Annotated in this window: 20 protein-coding genes; 10 read left to right on the top strand and 10 right to left on the bottom strand. The window is 68.6% G+C overall.

Annotated features, from left to right (window positions below):
* Positions 1 to 177: 177 nt before the first annotated feature.
* Positions 178 to 792 carry a tyrosine phosphatase family protein gene (locus MKL09_RS23955; protein ID WP_244024384.1) on the bottom strand — a complete coding sequence of 205 codons (615 nt, stop codon included), beginning with the start codon at positions 790 to 792 and terminating at the stop codon, positions 178 to 180.
* Positions 793 to 1,011: 219 nt separating this feature from the next.
* Here MKL09_RS23955 and MKL09_RS23950 point away from each other — a divergent pair, with 219 nt between their 5' ends.
* On the top strand, positions 1,012 to 2,058 hold the full coding sequence (locus tag MKL09_RS23950; RefSeq protein ID WP_409566980.1) for a TRAP transporter substrate-binding protein: 1,047 nt from the start codon (positions 1,012 to 1,014) through the stop codon (positions 2,056 to 2,058).
* Positions 2,059 to 2,238: 180 nt separating this feature from the next.
* Entirely contained in the window at positions 2,239 to 3,651 is a 1,413-nt protein-coding gene (locus MKL09_RS23945) for a phosphatase PAP2 family protein (RefSeq protein ID WP_244024380.1), read from the top strand.
* Between the two features lie 19 nt (positions 3,652 to 3,670).
* On the opposite strand, the gene MKL09_RS23940 is transcribed toward MKL09_RS23945, so the two are convergent.
* From MKL09_RS23940 to MKL09_RS23930, 3 genes are all read right to left on the bottom strand, one after another.
* Positions 3,671 to 4,675 (bottom strand): NAD(P)H-binding protein, encoded by a 1,005-nt coding sequence (locus tag MKL09_RS23940; protein ID WP_244024379.1) that lies wholly within the window; start codon positions 4,673 to 4,675, stop codon positions 3,671 to 3,673.
* Between the two features lie 258 nt (positions 4,676 to 4,933).
* A complete protein-coding gene (locus MKL09_RS23935; protein WP_244024376.1) occupies positions 4,934 to 6,508 on the bottom strand; it encodes a methyl-accepting chemotaxis protein in 1,575 nt (524 codons plus the stop codon).
* 483 nt (positions 6,509 to 6,991) lie between these two features.
* On the bottom strand, positions 6,992 to 8,110 hold the full coding sequence (locus MKL09_RS23930; protein WP_244024374.1) for a hypothetical protein: 1,119 nt from the start codon (positions 8,108 to 8,110) through the stop codon (positions 6,992 to 6,994).
* Between the two features lie 527 nt (positions 8,111 to 8,637).
* On the opposite strand from MKL09_RS23930, the gene MKL09_RS23925 reads away from it, so the two are divergent.
* The 6 genes from MKL09_RS23925 (at position 8,638) to MKL09_RS23900 (ending at position 13,492) form a co-directional block, all read left to right on the top strand.
* Positions 8,638 to 10,026 (top strand): deoxyribodipyrimidine photo-lyase, encoded by a 1,389-nt coding sequence (locus MKL09_RS23925; protein WP_244024392.1) that lies wholly within the window; start codon positions 8,638 to 8,640, stop codon positions 10,024 to 10,026.
* Between the two features lie 135 nt (positions 10,027 to 10,161).
* Positions 10,162 to 10,368, top strand: coding sequence for a hypothetical protein (locus tag MKL09_RS23920; protein WP_244024373.1), 207 nt, complete (start codon positions 10,162 to 10,164; stop codon positions 10,366 to 10,368).
* A gap of 54 nt (positions 10,369 to 10,422) precedes the next feature.
* The gene (locus MKL09_RS23915; RefSeq protein ID WP_244024371.1) at positions 10,423 to 10,866 is read left to right on the top strand and encodes a type II toxin-antitoxin system HicB family antitoxin; all 444 of its coding nucleotides are present in this window, start codon (positions 10,423 to 10,425) and stop codon (positions 10,864 to 10,866) included.
* 93 nt (positions 10,867 to 10,959) lie between these two features.
* On the top strand, positions 10,960 to 12,333 hold the full coding sequence (locus MKL09_RS23910; protein WP_244024390.1) for a chloride channel protein: 1,374 nt from the start codon (positions 10,960 to 10,962) through the stop codon (positions 12,331 to 12,333).
* A gap of 107 nt (positions 12,334 to 12,440) precedes the next feature.
* A complete protein-coding gene (locus tag MKL09_RS23905) occupies positions 12,441 to 12,620 on the top strand; it encodes a DUF1328 domain-containing protein (RefSeq protein WP_007566531.1) in 180 nt (59 codons plus the stop codon).
* A gap of 17 nt (positions 12,621 to 12,637) precedes the next feature.
* The gene (locus tag MKL09_RS23900) at positions 12,638 to 13,492 is read left to right on the top strand and encodes an SDR family oxidoreductase (RefSeq protein WP_244024388.1); all 855 of its coding nucleotides are present in this window, start codon (positions 12,638 to 12,640) and stop codon (positions 13,490 to 13,492) included.
* A gap of 101 nt (positions 13,493 to 13,593) precedes the next feature.
* Here MKL09_RS23900 and MKL09_RS23895 read toward each other — a convergent pair whose 3' ends face one another.
* From MKL09_RS23895 to MKL09_RS23885, 3 genes are all read right to left on the bottom strand, one after another.
* Positions 13,594 to 14,790: an acyl-CoA dehydrogenase family protein gene (locus MKL09_RS23895; RefSeq protein WP_244024369.1), complete on the bottom strand. Its 1,197-nt coding sequence runs from the start codon at positions 14,788 to 14,790 to the stop codon at positions 13,594 to 13,596.
* A gap of 51 nt (positions 14,791 to 14,841) precedes the next feature.
* Complete coding sequence (locus tag MKL09_RS23890) at positions 14,842 to 15,768, bottom strand: transporter (RefSeq protein WP_244024367.1); 927 nt, start codon at positions 15,766 to 15,768, stop codon at positions 14,842 to 14,844.
* A 734-nt stretch (positions 15,769 to 16,502) separates the two neighbouring features.
* Entirely contained in the window at positions 16,503 to 17,462 is a 960-nt protein-coding gene (locus MKL09_RS23885) for a cation diffusion facilitator family transporter (RefSeq protein WP_244024365.1), read from the bottom strand.
* Between the two features lie 217 nt (positions 17,463 to 17,679).
* On the opposite strand from MKL09_RS23885, the gene MKL09_RS23880 reads away from it, so the two are divergent.
* Positions 17,680 to 18,117 carry an HIT family protein gene (locus MKL09_RS23880; RefSeq protein ID WP_244024363.1) on the top strand — a complete coding sequence of 146 codons (438 nt, stop codon included), beginning with the start codon at positions 17,680 to 17,682 and terminating at the stop codon, positions 18,115 to 18,117.
* A gap of 148 nt (positions 18,118 to 18,265) precedes the next feature.
* On the opposite strand, the gene MKL09_RS23875 is transcribed toward MKL09_RS23880, so the two are convergent.
* The 3 genes from MKL09_RS23875 to MKL09_RS23865 all read right to left on the bottom strand — a co-directional run bounded on the left by MKL09_RS23875 (position 18,266) and on the right by MKL09_RS23865 (position 21,089).
* Complete coding sequence (locus MKL09_RS23875; RefSeq protein ID WP_244024361.1) at positions 18,266 to 18,619, bottom strand: PilZ domain-containing protein; 354 nt, start codon at positions 18,617 to 18,619, stop codon at positions 18,266 to 18,268.
* A 62-nt stretch (positions 18,620 to 18,681) separates the two neighbouring features.
* Positions 18,682 to 18,912: a hypothetical protein gene (locus MKL09_RS23870; protein WP_244024359.1), complete on the bottom strand. Its 231-nt coding sequence runs from the start codon at positions 18,910 to 18,912 to the stop codon at positions 18,682 to 18,684.
* A 101-nt stretch (positions 18,913 to 19,013) separates the two neighbouring features.
* Positions 19,014 to 21,089 carry an NAD(+) synthase gene (locus MKL09_RS23865; protein WP_409566979.1) on the bottom strand — a complete coding sequence of 692 codons (2,076 nt, stop codon included), beginning with the start codon at positions 21,087 to 21,089 and terminating at the stop codon, positions 19,014 to 19,016.
* Between the two features lie 332 nt (positions 21,090 to 21,421).
* Here MKL09_RS23865 and MKL09_RS23860 point away from each other — a divergent pair.
* The coding region (locus MKL09_RS23860; RefSeq protein ID WP_279606087.1) for a DNA translocase FtsK at positions 21,422 to 23,388 on the top strand (1,967 nt) is incomplete at its 3' end.

Genomic DNA, 23,388 nt, shown 5'->3' with positions numbered 1-23,388 from the left:
TGTCCGGGGTCGTGGAAGGAACGGGCAGGCTCCCAAGCTGAGGTGCGGGCTTCAGTGCCCCAGGATGAGCCGGGGTCCTGCCCGTCGCCGCGGATCCGACCTTACCAGATCGGACGCCGACTGACTTACAAGGATGAGGGGGAGAATTGGATCACCGCGGTATCGATCCGAAAAATTCTACCCCCGCTCAGCCGCATCGACCTCGGCACCGCGTCCGAGCCCGCGCAGCAACTCGGCGAGGTGCGGCCGGACCCGCAGCTGGAGCGCGTGGAGCTGGCGGACCGCCTCGCTGAGCCGGCCCTCCCGGCCAAGCATGGCGTCCGCGAAGCCGATCATCCGGGCGTTGGGCCAAGCCGGCTCGCGCAGGGCGTGGAGGCGGGCGACCAGGGCGTCGGCCGGAGTCTCCGGCTCGGCCTGGGCGAACAGCATCAGCAGCGCCGCGGTCGAGCGCGACAGGCCGTAATGGCAATGGACCAGGAGGTGGCCGGCGCCGTCTAGGTCGCGTCCGAAGCGCAGGATCGTGGCGACATGCTCGGGCTCGGGCGGCACGAGGCCGTCGCCGGGGCCGAGACAGTCGTGGAAGTGCAGCGTCGTGCGGGCATGGGCGCCGTAGCTGGCGAAGGCCGCAGGCTCGGGCGTCCCGGGATCGAGCAGGGACAGGACGTGGCTGACGCCGCGCGCACCGTGGCCGGCCAGCTCCTCCAGGCCGCAGACGGTGTGCAGGGTGACTTCAGGCGAAGTGACTTCGGGCAAGGCAGCTTCGGGCAAGGCGGCTTCGGGCTCGGATCGCATGGTCGGGCGGGTATCATGGGCGTCGCGCCGTTTCGAGGCGCGACGGCGTCGCGGTGCCCGCTCTTCGAGAACCAGCGCGGACGTGCTACCTGCGCGCCCATTCTCCGCCGGCCGGATTGGACACGCTGAGACGAGATGCCGTTGGACGAGCCCCATGATGCGCCCGCCCGGGCCGCCGGAACCCGTCGCGCGGTCCTGACCGCCGGGCTCGGCGCGGCGATGGCCGGGCCGCTGGCCGCGCCCGCACTGGCGCAGGGCGCCCCCGAGCTGCGCTGGCGCCTGTCCTCGGCCTACGCCAAGAACCTCGACATCTTGTTCGGCGCTCCCGAAGCGCTCGGCCGGATCGTCGCCGAGGCGACCGACAACCGCTTCCAGATCCAGGTGCTCGGGCCCGGCGAGCCGGTCCCGGCCGAGACCCTGCTCGACGCCGTGTCGGCCGGCACCGTCGAGATGGGCCACGGCCCGGCGACCCTCGGCCAGGCCAAGGACCCGACCTTCGCGCTCGCCACCGCGATCCCGTTCGGCCTCAATGCGCGGGGCGCCGCTGCGTGGTGGCAGGCGGGGGGCGCCGCCGACCTGTTTTCCGAGGTGTTCGCCAAATCCGGGCTGGTCTGCCTGCCCGGGGGCAATACCGGCGCGCAGATGGGCGGCTGGTTCCGGCGCGAGATCAAGAGCCTCGCCGACCTCCAGGGCCTGAAGTTCCGCATCGGCGGCATGGGCGGGCAGGTGCTCGCCAAGTTCGGGGTCCAGCCGCAGGCCACCCCCGGCCCCGAGATCTACCAGGCGCTGGAATCGAAGAAGCTCGACGCCGCCGAGTGGATCGGTCCCTACGACGACGAGCGGCTCGGCCTGCAGAAGGTCGCGCCGGTCTACCATTATCCCGGCTTCTGGGAGGGCGGCGCGATGCTGCACTTCTGGTTCAACGCCGAGAAGTGGAAGGCGCTGCCCAAGAGCTACCAGGCGATCCTGCGCTCGGCGGCCGCTGAGGTCGGGGCCGAGGTTCAGGCCAAGTACGATGCCCGCAATCCGCAGGCCCTGCGCCGGCTGGTCGCCGGCGGCGCCCAGCTGCGGCCGTTCCCGCAGGACGTGATGGAGGGCGCGCTCAAGAACGCCAACGACGTCTATGCCGAGATCGCCGCCAAGAACGCGGATTTCCGCCGGGTCTACGAGGCGATGCGGACCTTCCGGAACGAGGAATATCTCTGGTTTCAGGTCGCCGAATACACCTACGACAACTTCATGATCCGGGCTCGGGCACGGGGATAGCGGACTCGACAAATCCTGGTTTCAAAAGGTCGACGACCTTTTGCGGGTGAAGGGCGGAGCCCTTCCCTTCATCGAGGCTCTGCCCCGATACCCCGCCAAAGGGCTGGAGCCCTTTGGGAACCCGGCTCTCAGTGCTGTTCAGCGTCCTCGCGGGGCGCCTCGACCGGGGAAGGAGACGGCATGATCGGGACCTTGAGACTCGGCCTTGCGCTGCTCGGGACGGCCCTGCCGCTCCACGCGCTGGCGCAATCGCCCGCCAACCTCACCGCCCTGCGCGGCCTGGCGCCGGTCGCCCGGCTGCAGGGGAGCCCGGAGGGCAAGGCGGCGCTCGACGCCAACCTGCGGGTGACCGGCGATATCCAGGCCGGCACCCTCAAGCAGCCGATCCTGCTGCCCTTCCCCGAGCAGCAACAGCTTGCCCTGCGCGACTGCTTCATCACCGACGGCAACGCCACCGGCCTCGCCGACGGCCTCGGCACGACGCTCGCCGCCGCCTATCAGGCTCGGGCGCGCTACAGCGATTATAAGACCTTCACCAGCGTCGCGCCGACGGTGGCCGACCTGATCGGCTACACCAACAACGTCACCAAGTCGGATTCGAATGCCGGCAAATACTTCTTCGCCAACGGCACCACCAACGGCAAGCATCCGGTCTCGGCCGAGGCCGGCGCGCTGCTCACGAACGGCACCGTCACCGACGTGTTCGGCAAGGCCTATGGCCGCCCGGCGGGCAGCCCCGGGGCCGACCGGTTCGGCAATTCGCGCCCGTTTCAGACCCTGCCGGCGCTCCGGGCCTACCGGGGCGCGGATTATTTCGGCGCGGCGTCCCATTCCCTCGACTGGCTGCGCGGCCCGAAGCAGGATCTCGTCGACAGCCCGTCCTATCCCAGCGGGCACACCACCTACGGCTACACCGAGTCGCTGATCCTCGCCCTGCTGGTGCCGGAGCGCTACCAGCAGATGATTGCCCGCGCCGCCGAATACGGCAACGACCGGATCATCGTCGGGGCGCATTACGCCATGGACGTGATCGGCGGCCGCACGACCTCGCTCCACGCGGTGGCGCATCTGCTCGCCAACGATCCGGCCTATGTCGGCCAGATTCGGAAGAACCCGGCGGTGATCGACGCGAACGCGGCCGATGCGGACAAGCGGGTCGGCGTGACCGATTACCCGGCGCTCCTGAAGGAAGCCCGCGCGGCCATGACCGACGCGCTCAAGGCCGGCTGCGGCGGCACGGTGGCTTCCTGCGCGGCGCAGGATACAGGCCGGTTCAAGGACCCGGCCGCCAACGCCGTCTTCTACGAGGCGACCCAGACCTACGGGTTGCCTGTCGTGCATGACGCCACCACCAACGCCCGGGAGGATGTCGGCACAATCGCCCCGGAGGCGGGCCACCTCCTGACCGCGGCCTTCCCGTCGCTCACGCTCGATGAGGCCAACGCCATCCTGACCGAGACGCAGGGCCCCGGTGGCGGCTTCCTCGACGACGGCTCGGAATTCGGGGTCTATTCCCGGATTAACCTCTATGCGGCCGGCGGCAAGGCGGCGGCGCTGGCGTCGAGCCGGGCGGGGGCGAGCGCGGTGCGCTGACGGGAGCCGATCGGGGGCGTCAGAACACGGCGTGGTCGCCGCGCTCGGCGGTGGTCTCGCCCCGGACGACGCGCGCGTAATAGGCGAACAGGGTTTCTGTGCCCGTCGATGGCGTGGCGCGAGCATCGTACCGCCCCGTAGCCGGATCCAGCACGAGCATCGACTCCGTGGCGTAGTAGCGCCCGATGCGGGCGAGCTCGGCCTTGGCGGCCAGGGCCGGGACCCACCGCCCGAGGGTGGACAGAACGGCGATGATCCCGTCCAGCAGCCTCACCGGCACATGCCGGAAGCGCGGCTCGCGCCCGAGCAGGGCGAACAGGTGCTCGCCCTGCGCCTTCGGGGTGATCGCCTCGCCCGGCCCCCCGATCGGGAGGACGCGATTGCGCCGGTCCTCGGCGTCGATACAGTCGGCGAGATAGCTGCCCAGATCGTCGTCGCTGATCGGCTTGCACGCGGTCAGCAGGCCGTCGCCGAACACCAGGAACGGCTTGCCGCGCATCACGCGATCGATCTGCCCCGAGAGGGATTTGAAGAAGGCGGTCGGCCGCACGATCGTGTAGGCGAGCCCCGATTGCATCAGCGCCCGCTCGAACGCCAGCTTGGCGTGCTGGAAGGCGAGGACCGGCTTCTGGACGCAGATCGCCGAGAGCAGGATGACCTGCGTGACGCCGGCCGCCTTGGCGGCCTCCAGCGCGTTCACCTGCGCCTGATAATCGATCGCCCAGGCGTCGTCGGGCAATCCGGTGCGCGAGGCGAGACACGAGACCATCACGTCGAAAGCCTCGCCGCGGATGCCGTCGCGCGCCAGCGATGCCGGATCGGTCACGTCCGCGACCCGCGCGGTCACGCCCGCGGGCCACGGGACGGGATCCGCCGGCCCTGACGGGTCGCGTCGCCTGACGAGGCAGACGACCGCGTGACCGCGCGCCGCCAGCGCCCGCACCGTCGCCCGGCCGATCGTGCCGGTGCCGCCGAGAACGAGGACGCGCCGGGGCCCCGGGCCATCCGGCCGATCCGCCCTCACGGCGCCCGCTTGCGCAGCACGAAATTCTCCACCGCCAAGAACTTCTGAACTCGCTCACCGGCCTCGACCGTGCGGTCGTGGACCCGGCAGGACCGACCTGCCAAGTGACCGTTCCGGTCGAGGCCGCCAATGCCTGCGCCGGCAGTCGATATCAGAGATCGTGGTCGAGACCCTGAGACCCGGCGTCGCCTCCTCTCGTGGCTCATCCTTCCCAACTCCGAGATCGCAGAGGCCGCGAGGCCCGGCGCAGGAGGATCCTCACGCCGCCCGGACGGTCGCCAGGAAGCGGACGACCTCGCGCGCCAGATGCTCGGATTGGCGAGACAGCTCGGAGGCCGATCCCAGCACCCGGGTCGCGGCCGTTCCTGTTTCCTCGGCCGAATCGGCCAGGCCCGCGCTATGGCTCGTGACCTCGGCTGTCCGTTCGGCTGCCCGGGATACGTTGCGCACGATCTCCTGCGTGGCCGCCCCTTGCTGCTCCACGGCGGCGGCGATCGATGTCGCAACGCTGTTGATCTCTCGAATGCGCGCCGTGATCCCTTCGATCGCCGTTGCGGCCTGATCTGTGGACGCTTGGACGTGGCCGATCTGCGCAGTGATCTCCTCCGTCGCCTTCGCGGTCTGACCCGCAAGGTCCTTGACCTCGCTGGCGACGACCGCGAAGCCGCGTCCGGCCTCGCCAGCGCGGGCCGCCTCAATGGTGGCGTTCAGCGCCAACAGGTTGGTCTGGCCGGCGATGGTGGAGATCAGTCCGACTACGTCGCCAATGCGGGACACAGCCGCATTGAGTGCCTGCACCCGGGCCCTGGTCTCGTCGGCCTCTGCCACGGCGAGCCGCACCAGCGTGGCCGAACCGTCCGCCTGACGCCCGATCTCCATCACCGACGACCCAAGTTCCTCGGCCGCCGCCGCGACGGTCTCGACGTTGCCGGACGCGTGCTCCGCGGCCGTGGCGACGGTGGAACTCTGAGTTGCGGTTGCGGCGGCGGTATCCATGAGCGAGCGTGCGGTCGTGGACAGATCCGCCGCCGCGGCATCGACCTCGGTGCGGACGCCGGCGAAGCTCGCCTCAAAATCCTGCATCGCCTCCCCGATCTGGCTTGAGCGCCGCCCTTCGATCTCTTTGGCGGCCAATTGTGCCTCGGTCAGGCTCCGGCGCTCGATCAGGCCGCGGCGGAAGATGTCGATGGCGCGGGCAATGGCGCCGATCTCGTCCGTGCGGTTCGTGCCCGGGATGGCGATCTCGAAATCGTTGTTGGCCAGTTTCGTGGTCGCCTGGGTCAGACGGGACAGGCCCTTCGCGATGGACAGCCAGCACGCCAGCCCGAGTAAGGCAACGACCAGGATGATGGTCCCGGAGATGGCGCCAATGATCTGCGCCTGTTTCCAGTACTCCGCATCGACGTCATCGATGTAGACGCCGCTGATGACGAACATCTGCCACGGCGCGAACGCCTGAATATGCCCGATCTTCGGTTGCGGATCAGGCAGCCCGGCCTTGGCGAACGGATAGCGCATCGTTCCGGGCGTTCCGGAGCGGGCGATCTCGATCCAGCGCCGCACGAGCGGCGTACCGGCCGCATCCTTGAGATCGATCATGTTCTTCCCGACGAATTCGGGCTTGATCGGCTGGGCGATGTTGATCCCGTCCCAACCATAGGCGGCAACAAAATTGTCGCCGTCGAACCGCATCGCGTTCAGCCGCTTGCGGAAATCGGCGATCGCCGCATCGCGGGTCAGTCTCCCGCTGACGACATCTCTTTCGAGGTCTGCCGCGATTCCGATCGAGGCTTCGTTGACGGCCCTGACCTTTCCGATGCGGTCGGCGATCATGCCGGCGTATCGCTGTTCCAGTGAATAAAAAGATAGGCCAATAAATCCCGTCAGAGGAACGAATATTAAAAGGATAAGTATTTGTTTGAAATTTATCCTGTTCATTAGCCGTCTCCGTCGGATTTACATGCGGTTTGATATTGATAATCGAACTGGATTCGCTGGATGGTCGTCGAAAATTATTAATTCACTATAAATATGTCAAGCAATAGCTGTATGCAAAAATTCGGATTCGGCTATCGTGGAGGTAAGCCCGGGATTGATGCAGCATCGGTATCGAAAAGGCGCTGTCGAGAAGCTTCATCCTGCCGAGCGCGCGAAAGCCGATGCGGCACGCACCGTGCCGTCGGCTGGCGCGGCGCAGCGCGACCGATGCCGCCCTCGCTCCGACGGAAGCCGGGTCAGGCGGATTTGCGGGCCTCGGCTTCGGGCGTCGGATGTGCCGCCGCGCCGCCCGGCCGTGTTATCGATCCGAGTCGGATTTTAAGGCACCCGCTTGCGCAGCACGAAATTCCCCAATGCTAAGAACTTCTGCGCCCGTTTGCCGGTGTCGACCTCGGTGGTGAACACGTTGCCCTTGGAATCGACCGCGAGATTGTGGACCCAGTGGAACTGCCCCGCCATGCGGCCGTTCCGGCCGAAGGCGCCGACCGTGGCGCCGGTGGCGCGCTCGAGGGTGCGGACCTCGTTGTTGGCCCCGTCGGCGTTGAGCAGGTAGGTCTCGTCGGCGTCCGGCCACAGGGCCAGCTCCCAGACCGAGCCGTTGGCCCGGGTGTTCGCCTCGACGAAAAACTCCTTCACGAAGCTGCCGTCCTTCTGGAACACCTGGATCCGGTTGTTGGTCCGGTCGCAGACATAGATTAGCCCGTCATGGGCGATGCGCACGCAATGGACCGGGTTGGCGAATTGCTGGCGCGGGGCGGCGGCCGGATCGTAGGGGCCGAGCTTGTCGTCGGTGGGCGGCTTGCCGTAGGCGCCCCACATCCGCTTGAACGCCCCGGTGTCCCGGTCGAACACGATGAGGCGGTGGTTGTAGTAGCCGTCCGCCACGTAGACCTCGTTGGCCGCCCCGTCGAAATCGACGTTGGCGGGCTTGCCCAGGCGGCTGGTGTCGCGGCTGTCGGTTTGCGGCCCGGACTTGCCGATCTGCAGCACGAACTTGCCCTCCGGCGTGAACTTCAGGAGCTGGCCGTCCTGGTCGCCGTTGCCGGCGATCCAGACGAAGCCTTTCTCGTCGATCTGGATGCCGTGCTCGTTGGTCGGCCAGTCGTAGCCCTCGCCCGGGCCGCCCCAGCTGCGCAGCAGGGTGCCGTCCTGGGCGAATTCCAGCACCGGCGGGGCGGGCTTGCAGCACTTGCTGCGCGGCGGATCGAGGCTCGCAGCCTTCTCGTCGTCGGTGAGCGTGCGGGGCCGCTGGATCACCCAGACATGGTCCTGCGCGTCGACGGCGACGCCCGACGCCTGGCCCAGGATCCAGTCGTTCGGCAGGGGCTTCGGCCAGGACGGATCGACTTGGAAGCGCGGCACATCCGCAGCCGCAGCGGGGCCTGCAAGGGCGAGCAGGCAGGCGAGCGCCGGCAGCGCGCGCGAAAACATCCTCATGGCATTCCCTCCCGGCGCCTGTCCCGGCGCTCGGCGCCAGCATGGCGTTCCGCGCGGCCCAGGGCCAGCGCTGCGGCCGCGCTCTGGTGACAGAGGGAGCCGGACAAGAAAAAAGGCCACTCCCGAAGGAGCGGCCCGAAGTCTAGGGAGGAAACGCCCAAGAAGGGCAGCGGGATCGCGACGCCATCGCCATCCCGCGCTGCACAATCTGCGCGCATCGCAGAAAATTACAAGGCCGTTCGGACAGAAAGGCTGTCCTTTTGACCGGCTCAGGACGGATCACAGTGCGGATGTGTTTAAAATGTCGCAGCCGTTTCGAGGGTTCGTCAGGCAGATTTCGAGGCCGATCGTTCGGCAAATCTCACCGTAAACCCTTGGGAACTCCGGGTTTCGCTGCACCGCGTCCGTTGCGGCGGATAATTTCACTGCGGCATTTCATAACGGGCCGCCGAACGGACGAATTCGGTACGCGCTCTAGCTTTCCGGCCAAGTCCCTGTCGGATCTCGGAAAAGGAATGCATACGGATATGGCGATCCAGGGTGAGCGGATCCGGGTTCTCAACGATGTCGAGCCGCGGAAAGACGGGCGCTATGTCCTGTATCTCCTGCAGCAGGCCAACCGGGCCCAGTTCAATCCGGCGCTCGAGTTCGCGATCGAGGAGGCGAACCGCCTCGACCTGCCGGTGGTCGCCTGCTTCGGCCTGCTCGACGGCAAGAGCGGTTTCCCGGAAGCCAATGCCCGGCATTACGCCTTCCTGCTCCAGGGCCTCGCGGATGCGAAGGCCGGCCTGGAGAAGCGCGGAATCGGCTTCGTGATGCGCAAATGCGCGCCGGCCAAGATCGCCATCGATCTGGCCGAGGCGGCGGCGCTTCTGGTGCTGGACCGGGGCTACCTCGCCATCCAGAAGGGCTGGTACCGGGAGATCGCGAAGGCGGTGACGACCCGGATCGTCCAGGTCGAGGGCGATGTGGTCGTGCCCGTGGAAACCGCCTCGAACAAGCACGAATTCGCCGCCCGGACGCTCCGGCCGAAGCTGAACCGCCTCTGGGATCCGTTCATCGCCGACCTGAAGCCGCGCAAGCTCAAGCATGCCGCGAAAGCCGCGACGCCGGAGGGCGAGATCGACGTCTCCGACCCGGAGGCGGTGCTCGCCGGCATGAGCCTCGACCGGGTGGTCGGGCCGGTGAAGCGGTTCATCGGCGGCGAGACCGAGGCCCGCAAGCGCCTGAAGGCGTTCCTCAAGGACGGGTTCGAGGGCTACGGCAACGGCCGCAACAGGCCGGAGGCCGCAGCCGCCTCGCACATGAGCCCGTTCCTGCATTTCGGCCAGATCTCGCCCGTGGAGATCGCCCTGGCGGTGCGGGCGGCCAAGGCCGGCGATGACGACGATCGCGGCGCCTACCTGGAGGAGCTGATCGTCCGGCGCGAGCTCGCCATGAACCACGTGTTCTACACGGCGGGCTACGACGATTACGACAAGGCGGTCCCGGACTGGGCCCGCAAGACCCTGGCCGAGCAGGCCGACGACAAGCGCCCGCACGCCTATTCGGAAGAGCAGCTCGCGGCCGGCGAGACCCACGACCTCTACTGGAACGCCGCGATGCGCGAGATGCGCGAGACCGGCTACATGCACAACCAGCTGCGGATGTACTGGGGCAAGAAGATCCTGGAATGGTCGCCCTCGCCGAAGGAGGGCTTTGCCCGCACGCTCCGGCTCAACAACCGCTACTTCCTGGACGGGCGCGACGCGAATTCCTTCACCAACGTGGCCTGGGTGTACGGCCTGCACGACCGCCCCTGGCAACGCCGCCCGATCTTCGGCACCGTCCGCTACCAGAGCGAGAACTCGCTGAAGAAGTTCGACGCGAAGGGCTATGTGAAGGCGGTGGAGCGGTTGTGCTCGGCGGAGGGGTGAGGGCCGGCCTGGGCAGCTCCGCTTGAAGCTCAGTCAGCGAACGAGGTCGTAAAAATCGGACATGCATGTCCGCCTCGACTTGATGTTCGGACAGAGACGTCCGATGCTGGCCTCCATCGAAACGGAGTCGGGGGCATGAAGCGAGAGGATCTCATCCGGGATCTGCGGCGCTTCGCGAGGAATAACGGCCTTGCCTTCGATCTGCTGAAGGATAAGGGCAAGGGATCGCACTACACGGTCAAGGTCGGCGACAGGACCACCACCGTGCAGAGCGGCGAGCTCAAGCCTCTCTGGGTCAAGCGGATCCTGAAGCAGCTGGAGATCGACCCCGATGCCTTCTAGGCATGCGTGTCGCCCCGTCTCACTTCGGCCCCTCGCACGGACGGAGGTCCGACCATGGATTTTCATTGGACTTACGCGGTCGCGCTCAAGCGCGAGGAAGACGGCTCGGTCGGAGCCTATGCGGCGGCGATGCCCGACGCCATCGCGTTCGGCGCCGACGAGGCCGAGGCGCTCGCCGAGATGGTGCAGGCCCTGGACGCCGCGGTGCGGGGGCGCATCCAATTCGGCATGGATCTGGAGCCGCCCCCGGCGGCCGTCGCTGCGGCCGAGGAGTTGCACCGGATCACCCTTGCTCCGGCACTTGCCGCCAAGGCGACGATCTATGTCCTGTGGCGCAACTCGGGCCTGTCCAAGGTCGCCCTAGCGAAGTTGCTCGATGTCGATGAGCGGGAGGCGCGGCGCGTCCTCGATCCCGATCATCCGACCGGCCTCGACCGGCTGGCCGCCGCCGCGGACGTGTTCGGGCATCGGCTGACGGTGGGCGCCGTGCCAGCGTAGCCACGCGCGGGGGGGAGGGGCGCCCCATTCCCCGCAAGCCACGCTATACCGCGTGTTCCGGCTGAGCGGACGAAGTGCCCTTTGATGACCGAGATGCGGGACGCACCACCGACGAGCGAGCCCGACGCGACGGGCCCGAAACGCTCCCGCTACCGCCGCTCGATCACGCGCCTGCGCTCGGCCTCGCTGGAGGCCTATCCGCTCTGGCGGGGGCGGCTGCTGTTCCTGGCGGGGGGCATCTGCGTCGGGTTGGCCGCGGTGCTGATGGCCAAGGGCGCCGACCTCGCGCAGGACGGATTCCGGTGGCTCACCGCGCCCTCGCCGCTGATCGCGCTGGTGCTCACGCCCGCGGGCTTCGCGCTGGCCGCCCTGCTCGCCCGGACGGTGTTCCCGAACTCGCAAGGGTCCGGCATCCCGCAGGTGATCGCGGCTCGGCACGCCCGGGACGCGCGCTTCCGGTTCTCGCTGATCTCGCCGCGGGTGGCCTGCGGCAAAGTGCTGGTCCTGTTCCTCGGGCTGCTGTGCGGCGCCTCCGCCGGCCGCGAGGGGCCGACCGTGCAGGTCGGCGCGGCGATCATGGCCGCCTTCGGCCGCCTGACGCCGGACCGCCTGCCGGGCCTGCTGCTCGCGGGCGGGGCGGCCGGGGTCGCGGCGGCGTTCAACACCCCGCTCGCCGGCATCGTGTTCGGCATCGAGGAACTGGGCCGGGCCTACGAGGCGCGCTCGTCCGGGCTGATCGTCGCCGGGATCGTGGCGGCGGGCCTCACCTCCCTCTGGCTCTTGGGCAACTACACCTATTTCGGCACCAGCCAGGCGGAGCTGCCGCTGGCGGCGGGCTGGATCGTGCCGCTGCTGGCCGCCTTGGGCGGCTTCGCCGGCGGGGTGTTCAGCCGCCTGATCATCCTGTTCGCCCGGGGCCTGCCGGGGGCCGCCGGCCGGCTGATCGCGGCGCGGCCGGTGGTGTTCGCGGCGACCTGCGGCCTGTGCGTCGCCCTGTGCGGGCTCGCCTCGAACGGCACCGCCTACGGCACCGGCTACGAGGAGGCCCGGGCGATCCTGCACGGCGACACCGTGGCCGGCTGGACCTACGCGCCGCTGAAATTCGCCGCCACAGTGCTCAGCTCGATCAGCGGCATCCCGGGCGGCCTGTTCGCGCCGTCGCTGGCGGTGGGGGCCGGGATCGGCGGGACGGTCCACGCCCTCCTGCCGGACATGCCGGTGGGCGCCCTCGTGCTGATCGGGATGGTCGCCTACCTCACCGGCGTGCTCCAGGCGCCGATCACCAGCTTCGTCATCGTCACCGAGATGACCCAGAACCACACGATGATGATCCCGCTGATGATCGCGGCGCTGATCGCCGACGCGGCCTCGAAGGCGGTCTGCCGCGGCGGGCTCTATCACACCCTGGCCGAGATGATGCTGGAGCGCGCCGACGTCCCGGCGCAGCCGGTGGCCAAGACGGCGTAAGAATAAAAGGCTGTTGGAACCGTATCGACGCGGAACGGTCTCGCTTGCGGCCGGTTGAGGGATCGATTGTTGTTCGCCCGTGCCACGGGCGCTTCCGGAGTGTTGCGATGACCTTGCTGAAATGGGCCCTCATCTGCTTCGTGATCTCGCTGATCGCGGGCGGCCTCGGCTTCACCGGCATCGCCTCGGGCGCGGGCTCGCTGGCGCGCATCCTGTTTGGCCTGTTCCTGCTGGTCGCCATCGTGATCGTGGTCATCGCCTTCGCGGTCGGGCAGGCGGTGTTCTGAGGCCGATGGCCGCCGCGATGCAGGGCAAGGTCTGCCTCGTCACCGGGGCGACCAATGGCATCGGTTACGAGACGGCGTTGGGGCTCGCGCGCGAGGGCGCGCGGGTCGCCATCGTCGGGCGGGATACCGGCAAGACCCGGGCCTGCGCCGAGCGGATCCGCGCGTCCGTGCCGGGCGCCGTCGTGGATCCGCATGTCGCGGACCTGTCGGCCCAGGCCGAGATCCGCCGGCTCGCCGCGACGCTGCGCGACGCCTATCCGCGCCTCGATGGGCTGGTGAACAATGCCGGGGCGATCTTCGACCGGCGCGACCTTACGGTCGACGGCATCGAGCGGACCTGGGCGCTCGACCATCTGGGCTACGTGCTGCTGACGCTGGAACTGTTGGACACCCTGAAAGCCTCGGCGGTGGCCGGGGGCAAGCCGCGCATCGTCAACGTCGCCTCGGCGGCGCATATGCGCGGGCATATCGACTTCACCGACATCGAGGGCGCCCGCCGCTACGGCGCGATGCGAGCCTATTCCCAGGCCAAGCTCGGCAACGTGCTGTTCACCTACGCCCTCGCCCGGCGGGTGCAGGCCGACGGCATCACGGTCAACGCCCTGCATCCGGGGGTAATCAACACCGGCTTCGCCAAGAACACCAGCGGCCTGTTCGGCACCGCCTGGTCGCTGATGCGGCCGTTCCTGACCCGGCCCGACAAGGGCGCCGAGACCTCGCTCCACGTGGCGACCGCCCCCGAGCTCGACGGCGTCACCGGCCGCTACTTTTCACGGTCCCGGCCCAAGACCTCATCCGCCGAGAGCCGCGATGAATCCGTGCAGGAGCGGGTCTGGGCGCTGAGCCTCGCGCAGGTCGGGCGGGGGAGCTGAGCGACGCCTTGGCGCTGCCGTCGCTCGCGCCGCACCGACCCGATTGAGAGCGCGACCGTACGACGACAGTGGCGGGTGGTTGGCCGATCTCTGCCGAAGCTTCACTCGCCGCCTTCATAGAACAGCTCGAGGGGCTGTCCGAAGACGGCCTTGCCGATCCAGTCCCGAGCGAGGACATTGGACGGACCCATCGCTATGGCCGCCCGCGCGTCGCGAAAGGCCCGTTCGATCGGACCGGCGCCGTAGCCATAGCCGCCAGTGACGGTCAATGCGGCGGCGGCTGCCTTATTGGCGACCTCGGCCGCGTGAACCTTGAATTCCGTCAGGGCGATCAGCAACTCGCTCTGCGGTTTGCCGGCCCGCCAGAGCGCATCGAGTTGCGTGGCCAGGTGTCGGCGCCAGGGCCCCAGGGATTCGACCAGCACCTTGGCCGCGGCGATTTCCTGACGGATCGCCTGATATTCGGACAGGCTCTTGTTCTTGTCCTTGTGGACGAAGCCCTGCGTGTGGGCGATGGCCTTGTCGAGCACGCCCCGTGCGACGCCTTCCCAGACGGAACCGAGGCCGATCAGATAGACCGGGGACAGGCCATTGTAGATGATCTCCTTGCCTTGGTTCTCCGTGCCGAGGCGGTCGCGGGCCTGAACGGTCACGCCTTCGTAGCGCAAGGCGCCGGAATGATTGGCGCGCACGCCGAGCGCTGTCCATGGACCCGGCGTGATGCCGGGCGCCTTCCCGTCGACGATGAAGAACGTGATGTCGCCTTGGTCCTTGGCGTCGGGTGAGCGGGTCTGCAGGATGTAGAAATCGGCATGGCCGGCGCTGGTCGTGAAGGATTTCTCCGCGTTGATGACGTAGTCCGGGCCGTCGCGTCCGGCCTGCGAAAAGTTGAACCACCAATGGCCGCCGGAGGCCCGCTCGCTGCAGGAATAGGTGCCGAGCGCCGCGCCGCGCGAATCGCGCAACCAGCGCTCCTTCTGATCGTCCGTGCCGTAGAGGTTGATCGTCTGTGCCGCGCCGACATGCATGACGTAGATCAGACCGGTCGAGGCGTCGGCTTGGCCGATGCGGTAGGCGGCCTCGGCGAAGTCGACGAGGCCGAGCCCGAGGCCGCCGTGGTGCGGCGCATTGAGGACGCCGGTCCAGCCGGACCCGGCCAACGCTGCTATCGTCTCGGTCGGGAAGCGGCTCTCGCGATCGTTGCGCTCCGCATGGGTCCGCACCGTTGTGTCGATGACCGCTTGGAGACGATCGTAAGGGTGCGCGTCGTTCTCGTACGCGACGGCAGTGCTCGCCATGGCAGGACTCCAGATCCCGTGTGTGATGGTGATGAAGAGGCGGGCGAACGATCAGTACCGCGCCTTGACCACGGCGGCCTGCTCCGCCGGAGCTGGGTTCCAGAGCGGGATCGTGATCCTGCCATAGACGCGGGTATCGTAACCCCCGGCGACCTGATGGGCTGCGGCGACGCTCCGCGTCGCAAGGATTTCCACGTTGACGGTATCGAACTGATAGCCGACCAGACCGCCCAGAGAGACTTGGCTGGATCGCGCCGCCCCGAAACGGTTGCGCACGGTGTCGGTGAGATCGGTCGTGGCGCTGCCGACGAGGCCGATCTCGAATTTCTCGATGTGCTTCACGACCGCGAAATCGACGTCGATCGTGTCGGGCTGCTGGTGGATGCCCGTCGATAGATTCGATCCACTGTGAAGATAGATGAGGTTTGCATTCAGGCTCCAGCTGTCTTGATTTAAAGCCAGAGCTGCGATTTCCACGAAGGTGAAGAAGTTTCCGCCGAGACCGATGTTGTTGCCGATGTCGGTGCTCACCGGAGCGAAGCCGCCCACCCAATTGACGAACGACCATCCTGATCCGAGTGACCAGGCCAGCCCGACGAGGCCGGCCGGATTGTAGATGCTGACATGGGATGACGACGTGCCATTGGTGGCGCCGGGATTGATGCCGAGCCCGAGCGCCGGGGCGAAACCGGCCACTTCGAGATGACCGCCCAGGAGGGTGGCCGGAGTCGACCAGAGAAGGACCGGGATATTTACCAGTCCGTCGACCTCCCGGATTCCGGGCGCGAGATGCGGTCCGGTGCGCGCCAGGAAATAGGGCTCGTTGACGAAATAGAGGCCTTCGGGAAGGGAAGCTCCGAGGGGTAGATTCGCCGTCCAGCCGGCAGGGCTGACAGGGTCGGCGACAGCTTCCGTCCCGCATCCAATGAGCAACAGCGATAAAATCCGGATCAGAGAGCGAGTGTAATACTTGCGCATGGATGGTGATTCCAAGGTCGCTGCAAATGAAAATTTATCGGATAATTTCGACCGGCTCAGAGTCGTTTTGTAGCTGAATAATATCTCAGTTAAAGATAAATGGTGTTTCTTTTTGCTGTAGATTTAGAGAACACCGCTATTGTCCGGCAGCTTACGCGTATAATAATTATGTCATGGCGTCCTTAAAATTTATATTTGAAATGTTAATTCAACGTATCAAGTCTGACATCGCGTATTTGTTTGTATATATCGACAAATATTCTTTGCCCTGCATGCGGTGACTATGTCGCGAAGGCTCTGACAATCGGCTTCGCTCGCAGGCAGTTGTGGTGCTTTCTCCGCCCGCGGTCTGCTCTGCCTGGGTAAAGGCAGTCCGATTGCCTATGGGGCGGAGCCTGGCGCAGATCGGACGGGGCGGCCGAGCGGGTTTTTGGGGTGCGTCACGCGCCCCGCAAGGCGTCGCGTTCGTCGTTACGCAGAGGTGGTTGCGGCTTCCGTACCGCCGCCGCCGGAGGCCACGCTCGGAGGGCGGCGCCGCGTTCGGCCAGGGGGACGGCATCCTCGGCGCACCGCAGTTCATGCGGCGGGGCGAGCTGGATGGCAGCCGTGAGGTTGGGGGCGCCGCTCGTTCGCATCACGGCTTCTGCCAGGACGCGAACATCGTCGTCGTGAACGCTCAGCACGCGGCGTCACGCGATGGAACTAAGCCCGTATGGCGCATGGACACGCCCCGCTCACGCCGCCGCCCGCACCGCGTGATCGGCCTGTGTCTGGATCTCGATGAACACCCGCGTCACATCCGGGTTGCGCTGCTTCAGCGCCCGGTCGAGGCGGGTCACGAGGCTCTCGACCTCGCCGGCGCTGAGGTCGTCGGCCATGTCGATGCTGACATTCACCAGGATATCGGTGGGCCCGAGATGCTGGGTCAGGACCTCGTTGAGATGGAGCACCCCGGGCTCGGCGCGCACCAGGTCGGAGATGGCCGCCACCACGGCGGGGTCGGCGGCCTCGCCGATCAGCAGGCCGTGGGTCTCGATCATCAGGAACACCGCCATGCCGACCAGCACGAGGCCGATCCCCACCGAGGCCCAGCCGTCGAGGCTCGGCCTGTCGAGCCAATAGGCCAGGACGACGCCCGCCAACGCGATCAGCAGGCCGATCAGCGCGGCGGTGTCCTCGGCCAGGATCGTGAACAGGGTCGGATCCTTGCTGCGCCGGATCGCCCGCATTGCCGAGTTCTGGCCCTTCTCGGCCCAGAACTGGCGCATCGCCACGAACCAGGAGAAGCCCTCGGCCGCGATGGCGAAGCCCAGGATCGCGACGTTCACCCAGATCCCCGGCAGCGTGTAGCCGAAGATGTGGGCGTCCGCGTCCGGCGAGGGGTGGCGGATCCGCTCGACGCCCTCGTAGATGGCGAAGACGCCGCCGCCCAGAAAGATCATCAGTGCGACCACGAAGGCGTAGAAGTAGATCTCGCGCCCGTATCCGAACGGGTGGTGGGTATCGGCGGGCTTCTTCGCCCGCTTCATGCCGACCAGCAGCAGAACCTGGTTGGCCGTATCGACCACCGAGTGCACGCCCTCGGCGAGCATCGCGGTCGAGCCGGTCAGCGCCCCACCGACGAATTTCGCCGCCGCGATGGCGAGGTTGGCCCCCGCCGCCGCGTAGATCGCCCCCGTGCTCTCGTGCGCCATCCCGGCCTCCCTGCTGCCGCCACGGTCTAGCCCATCGTGCCGGAGGCCGGAACCGGCCCGATGGGCTAGCTTTTTGATTCGCATCGTCTTTTTCCGAAAGCCGGAAACCACCTTTCGGGACGATGCTCAAAGCGTTGCCGTGCGGCCCGGGTTCCCGTGTGGACGCGCGGGGGTGCCCTGTGCAAGCTGAGACGAGTCAGCAAAACCCGGAGGACGCATGGCCGACGCGCAGTACGACCCCGACAACATCTTCGCCAAGATCCTGCGGGGCGAGATCCCGTGCCACCGCGTCTACGAGGATGCGGACACCTTGGCCTTCATGGACGTGATGCCCCAGGGCGAGGGCCATACCCTGGTGATCCCGAAAGCGCCGTCCCGCGGCCTGCTCGATGCCGACCCGGCCGCCCTGGCGGCCCTGATCGCGAGCGTCCAGACGGTCGCGCGCGCTGTGAAGACAGCGTTCCGGGCCGAGGGGCTGACGGTTTTCCAGTTCAACGAGCCGGCGGGCGGGCAGACCGTGTTCCACCTGCACGTCCACATCATCCCCCGGTTCGAGGGCGTGCCGCTGAAGCGCCACGAGGGCGGGATGGCCGACAACGCGGTGCTGGCCGAGCACGCCGCGCGCATCCGGACGGCGCTGGAAGCCGGGCACTGAAAGTCCCGGTTTCACAAGGTCCGTGACCTTGTGCGGGTGCAGGGCAGAGCCCTGCTGCTGTCGGGCTTCGCCCGATACCTCAAGGGCCAGATCCAGGAGTCTTGCCCTGAACCCCGCCAGAGGGCCTGCCCTTTGGAAACCCGGTCCTTCAGGCCGCGCTGGCCAGAAGCCGGCGCAGGGCGGCGTTCTCGGCTTCGAGCTCGCCGATCCGCTGCCGCAGGGCGGCCTCGGTGTCGGTCACGGCGGCACGCACCGGTTCCTCGAACACGACGCCGATCCCGTCCTCCCGGCGCCAGCACAGGCTGGCCCGGAAGGTCCGGTCCTTCTGCGGGATATAGAGGTCGAACACCTGCGGCAGGGTCGTGGCATCGCTGAGGACCAGCCGGGCGCCGGAGGCCGAGAGGTCACGGACCAGGCAGTCGAAGCTCGACGAGCCGTTGTTGAAGACGATGCGCCCCTTAAGGAACACCCTCTGGCGCGTCTCTTTGCGATGATCCGTCATGCGGATCAGTCTGCCGGCCAGCGCTTAAGAATTCCTGGCTGCGATACCGTACAGGCGCCTATTCAAGCGATAAAGCGCCGGTCCATCGTCTGGAACAGGTAGAAGCCGTTGAAGCGCACGGCGGTGTCGGCGGCCCGGTCATCGAAATCCAGGGGCTGCCGGCTGGCGCCGTCGAGCTTGCCGCCGAAGGTCCAGCGGCCGGCGCCGATGAACGGCGGCACGGAGCTGGCCTCCGGCACCGCGCAGCAGAGGCCTTCCACGCTCTTGAGCTGGAACAGGTTGTAGCTTCGCATCGGAGTCCCTCCGCTTGGCCGCCCCACCTGCCGGCTCATCGCAATGCGAAGAATCGGCTCGACCGTAGCCATAATGGCACAATCAGCCGAGTTTGTGACGGTCACGTTTCAGGGACGTTTCGGGTCAGCTCCGCGATCCAGATCCGCGCCGAGCCGTCCGACGGTGCCCGCCAGTCGCCCCGGGGCGACAGCGAGCCTCCGGCCGAGGCTTTCGGGCCGTTGGGCAGGGCCGAGCGCTTGAACTGGCTGAAGCCGAAGAACCGGTTGAGGAACACCCCGAGCCAGCGCCGGATCTCGGGCAGGTCATAGGCGACGCGCTTGGCCTCGGGGAAGTCCGGCGCCCAGTGGCCGCGCTCGATGTCGCCCCAGGCGTGCAGCGCCAGGAACGCGATCTTCGAGGGCCGGAACCCGTAGCGCAGCGTGTAGAACAGGTTGAAGTCCTGGAGCGCGTAGGGGCCGATCACGGCTTCCGTGCTCTGCGGGCTATTGTTCGGGTCCACCGGCACCAGCTCGGGGGAGATCTCGGTGTCGAGGATCGCCTGCAGGATGTGGTTCGCGTCCGCGCCGACCTCGCGGTTGCCGATCACCCAGCGGATCAGGTGCTGGATCAGGGTCTTGGGCACGCCGGTATTGACCGCGTAATGGCTCATCTGGTCGCCGACGCCGTAGGTGCACCAGCCGAGCGCCAGCTCCGAGAGATCGCCGGTGCCGATCACCAGCCCGCCCGCCTGGTTGGCCAGCCGGAACAGGTAATCGGTGCGCAGGCCCGCCTGCACGTTCTCGAAGGTCACGTCGTAGACCGGCTCGCCCCTGGCGAAGGGGTGGCCCATATCGGCGAGCATCTGCCGGGCCGCCGGGCGGATGTCGATCTCGCCCGCCGTGCAGCCGAGCGCCTGCATCAGCGCGTGGGCGTTGGCCTTGGTGGCGTCCGAGGTGGCGAAGCCCGGCAGCGTGTAGGCCAGGATGTCCGAGCGCGGATAGCCCAGGCGGTCGAACGCCTTGGCGATCACGATCAGTGCGTGGGTCGAATCGAGCCCGCCGGAGACGCCGATCACCGCCTTGCGGGTGCCGGTGGCCTCCAGCCGCTGGGCGAGGCCGGCCACCTGGATGTTGTAGGCCTCGTAGCAATCCTGCGCGAGCCGGGACGGGTCGGCCGGCACGAACGGGAAGCGCTCGATCCGCCGGATCAGCCCGAGATTTTTTTGGGGCGGGTCGAGCCGGAAGGCGACGCGGCGATAGGGGAGGGGGGCGCCCGGCACGTTGTCGTCGAAGCTGCCGGCCTGGAGCCGGTCCTGGGCGATCAGGTCGAGGTCGATGTCGGCGAGCGTCGCCACCGGGCCGGTGGGGAAGCGCTGGCCCTCGGCGAGCCGCACGCCCAGCTCGTCGATGCTGGTCTGTCCGTCCCAGGACAGGTCTGTGGTCGACTCGCCCTGGCCGGCGGCGGCGTAGACATAGGCGCAGGCGCCCCGCATCGAGGCCGCCCGGGAGAGCAGCGCGCGCGATTCGGCCCGGCCCACCGTGATCGGGCTGCCCGAGAGGTTGGCCAGCACCGTCGCACCGGCGAGCGCCGCCCGCATACCGGGGGATTCCGGCACCCACAGATCCTCGCAGATCTCCACACCGACCACGAGGCCGGGCAGGTCCGCGGCGGGAAACAGCAGGTCGGCGCCGAACGGCGCCTCGTGCCCGGCGACCCGGATGGTCTCGCCCACGATCCCGGCCCCGGAGGCGAAGTGGCGCTTCTCGTAGAACTCCCGGTAGTTCGGCAGGAAGACTTTTGGGACGATCCCGAGCAGCCGCCCGCCCTGGATGGCCAGCGCGCAATTGTAGATGCGGTGGCGCCAGCGCAGGGGCGCGCCGACCAGCAGCAGGGGGCGCAAGGCGGCCGATTCGGCGATCACCCGGGCAGCTGCGGCCTCGACCGCGTCGAGCAGGGTTTGCTGGAGCAGCAGGTCCTCGATCGCGTAGGCCGAGAGCCCGAGTTCGGTGAAGACCGCGAGGGCCGCCCCGGCCTCGTGGCAGGTCCGGGCGAGGTCGAGCACCGAATCGGCGTTGCGGTCTGGATCTCCCGGATGGCTGCGCCCGGTGCAGGCCGCCACCCGGGCGAAGCCGTGCCGGTACAGGGATCGAAAGCGCGCCGGGAGGTCGGCAGAAGGCTCGGGAATCGGCTGGGTCACGGGCGCCTGTCCGGGTGAGGGGTGGCTGCCGGTATCATATGGTGCGTCGCACCGCGCTGGCGACGCACATCCCTCCACCGTCATTGCGAGCGCAGCGAAGCAACCCAGAAAAGCGCACCGTTCTGGAAGCGCGCGCTGCCCTGGGTTGCTTCGCTGCGCTCGCAATGACGGACTTGGATGGCCCCCCACGCACCCGCCGAACAGGCCAAAAATCCCATCGTGGTTTCCGGACCGAGGCCCCCTGAAAAGCCTCCGTTAACGACAAACGGCCTAACTCGGGGCAGCCCGCTGGCCACCGGCGGATCCCTGTTTCGAGTATCGTTCGAGAACCCATGCGCGCATCGGGACGGCCTCCGTACTCTCATCGCGACCCTGCCCGCCCCGTCCGCGGCGGCGACCGTTCGGGCCTGTCGCTCGGCGCCCTGGCGCATCGGCTGAAGGCCTTGCGGGCGAGCCTGACCCGGCGCCTGTCCGGCTCCCCAGCCGGGCTGCCCGCCCGTCCCGGCTACGCCATCCCCGGCCGCCGGACGGAGCCGAGTTGGCTGACCGCGCCGGCCGCCCTAGTCGGACGCGACGGGTTCGAGCGCGGCCCGCGCGCCAGCGCCTCGGCACCCCCCGACCATGCCTGGCCGGCCCAGGTGTTCGACGACCGGGCGAGCCTCGACGCCCTCGACGAGCCGCGCTTCGAGAGCCGGATCGACCGCGGCGCCTCGACCCCCGGCGTGCTGGTGCGCCAGCCGCGCCGGCCGGCCTCGATCGCCCCGGAGGATTCGGTCCCCGCGTCCCCGGTCCAGGCCGCCGCCGCCCCGGCGGCGCGCTGGACCCGCACCCCCGATTCGGTCCTGCAGGAGCGCCGCCAGCGCGCCCTGGAAGCCGAGCGCGTCGCCCTGGAACGCGCCCGCGCCGAGGCGCACGCGGCGGCGATGGCCGTCGAGACCGAGCGCGCCGCCCGCGAGCAGGAGGCGCGCCACCAGGAGGCCCGGGAGCGGGCCGAGCGCGAGCAGGCCGAGCAGGCGCGGCTTGAGGCCGCCGCCATGCCCGAGTCCGCGCAGACCGAGATCGCGGAGGATGGCACGGTGGTGCCGCTATGGCGCCAGCCCTTCGTCGCGCCCCCGGGCGTCCGCTACTTCCGCACCCCGGACCGCCGCCCGGTGCGGCCGAGCGTCGAGCTGTCCGCGTCCACGGCGGCGATCGCCCGGGTCGCGGTGCCGGAGGCGGTCATTGCTGAGATTCCGGCCGAGGCCTCGGCCGAGGGTCCGGTCGAGGCGCCCGCCCGCGACTGGTCCGACCTGCCGGATTGGTCCGAAGCCCAGCCCTGGTTCGACGGCAGCGACTGGAACGTGGGCGACTGGTCGTCCGTGGAGGCCTGGGCCGCGCTGGCGACCCAGCCCGCCCATGCCGGCCTGGAGGCGGCGCTCGCCGCCGCGCCGGTGATCGAGGCGGCCGAGCACGGTGCCCCGCCGATGCACGCGGGTGCGACCGCGCAGCCGCCGCGCCCGGTCTACGTCCTCGACCGGCTCGTGCGGTTCGACCAGCCGCCGCGTCCCGCCGATGGGCAGGATAACGGCCGGGATGACGGCCTGCACGCCGACGACACCGCGGCGATCCGCGACGCGTTCCTGCCGGCCAAGCCCGCCCTGGCGCTGGTCTTCGGCCCCGGCAGCGCCGCGACCGAGCCTGCGGCCCCCGCGATGGCCGCCGCCGAGGCGTCCCGCCGCGCCCCCGCGCTCTGCGCCATGGCGGCCCGGGCGGCGATCCGCGCCGCCGGTCAGCCGAGCGTGCCCGCGCCGGTTCTGCCGGCCGCGTCCGTGCCCATGCCGGAAGCGGCTGCCCCGATCGGGACCGATCCGGTCCGGTCCGCACCGGAGGCCGACCGGGCGGTGATCCCGATGACCCAGCGCACGGTCCTGCTGCGCGGCAAGATGGCGCCGCAGCCCGAGCCCGCCCCGGCGGAGCCCGAGCCCGCGCAGGATGAGCCGGCTTTCCTCGCGCCCGCCTTCGAAGCGGCCCCCGCGCCGGAGCCCGTCGAGGCGCCTGCCGCCCCCGTTGCCCCCGCCCTGCCGATGGTCGCCCCCCGGGCGCACCTGATCCCGGCCGGCCGTCACCTGGAGATCGCCAGCGTCGAGAACGCCGACTACGAGTTGCCGTCGCTCGGCCTGCTCGCCCTGCCGGATGAGAACAGCACCGAGGAAGTCGACGCCGACGTGCTGGAGCAGAACGCCCTCAACCTCCAGCAGACGGTGCAGGATTTCGGCGTGCGCGGCGACATCCTGGCGGTGCGCCCCGGCCCGGTCGTGAC

The sequence above is a fragment of the Methylobacterium sp. J-048 genome, from assembly GCF_022829515.1.
GTDB lineage: Bacteria > Pseudomonadota > Alphaproteobacteria > Rhizobiales > Beijerinckiaceae > Methylobacterium.
This window is presented reverse-complemented; position numbering and strand designations above follow the sequence as displayed.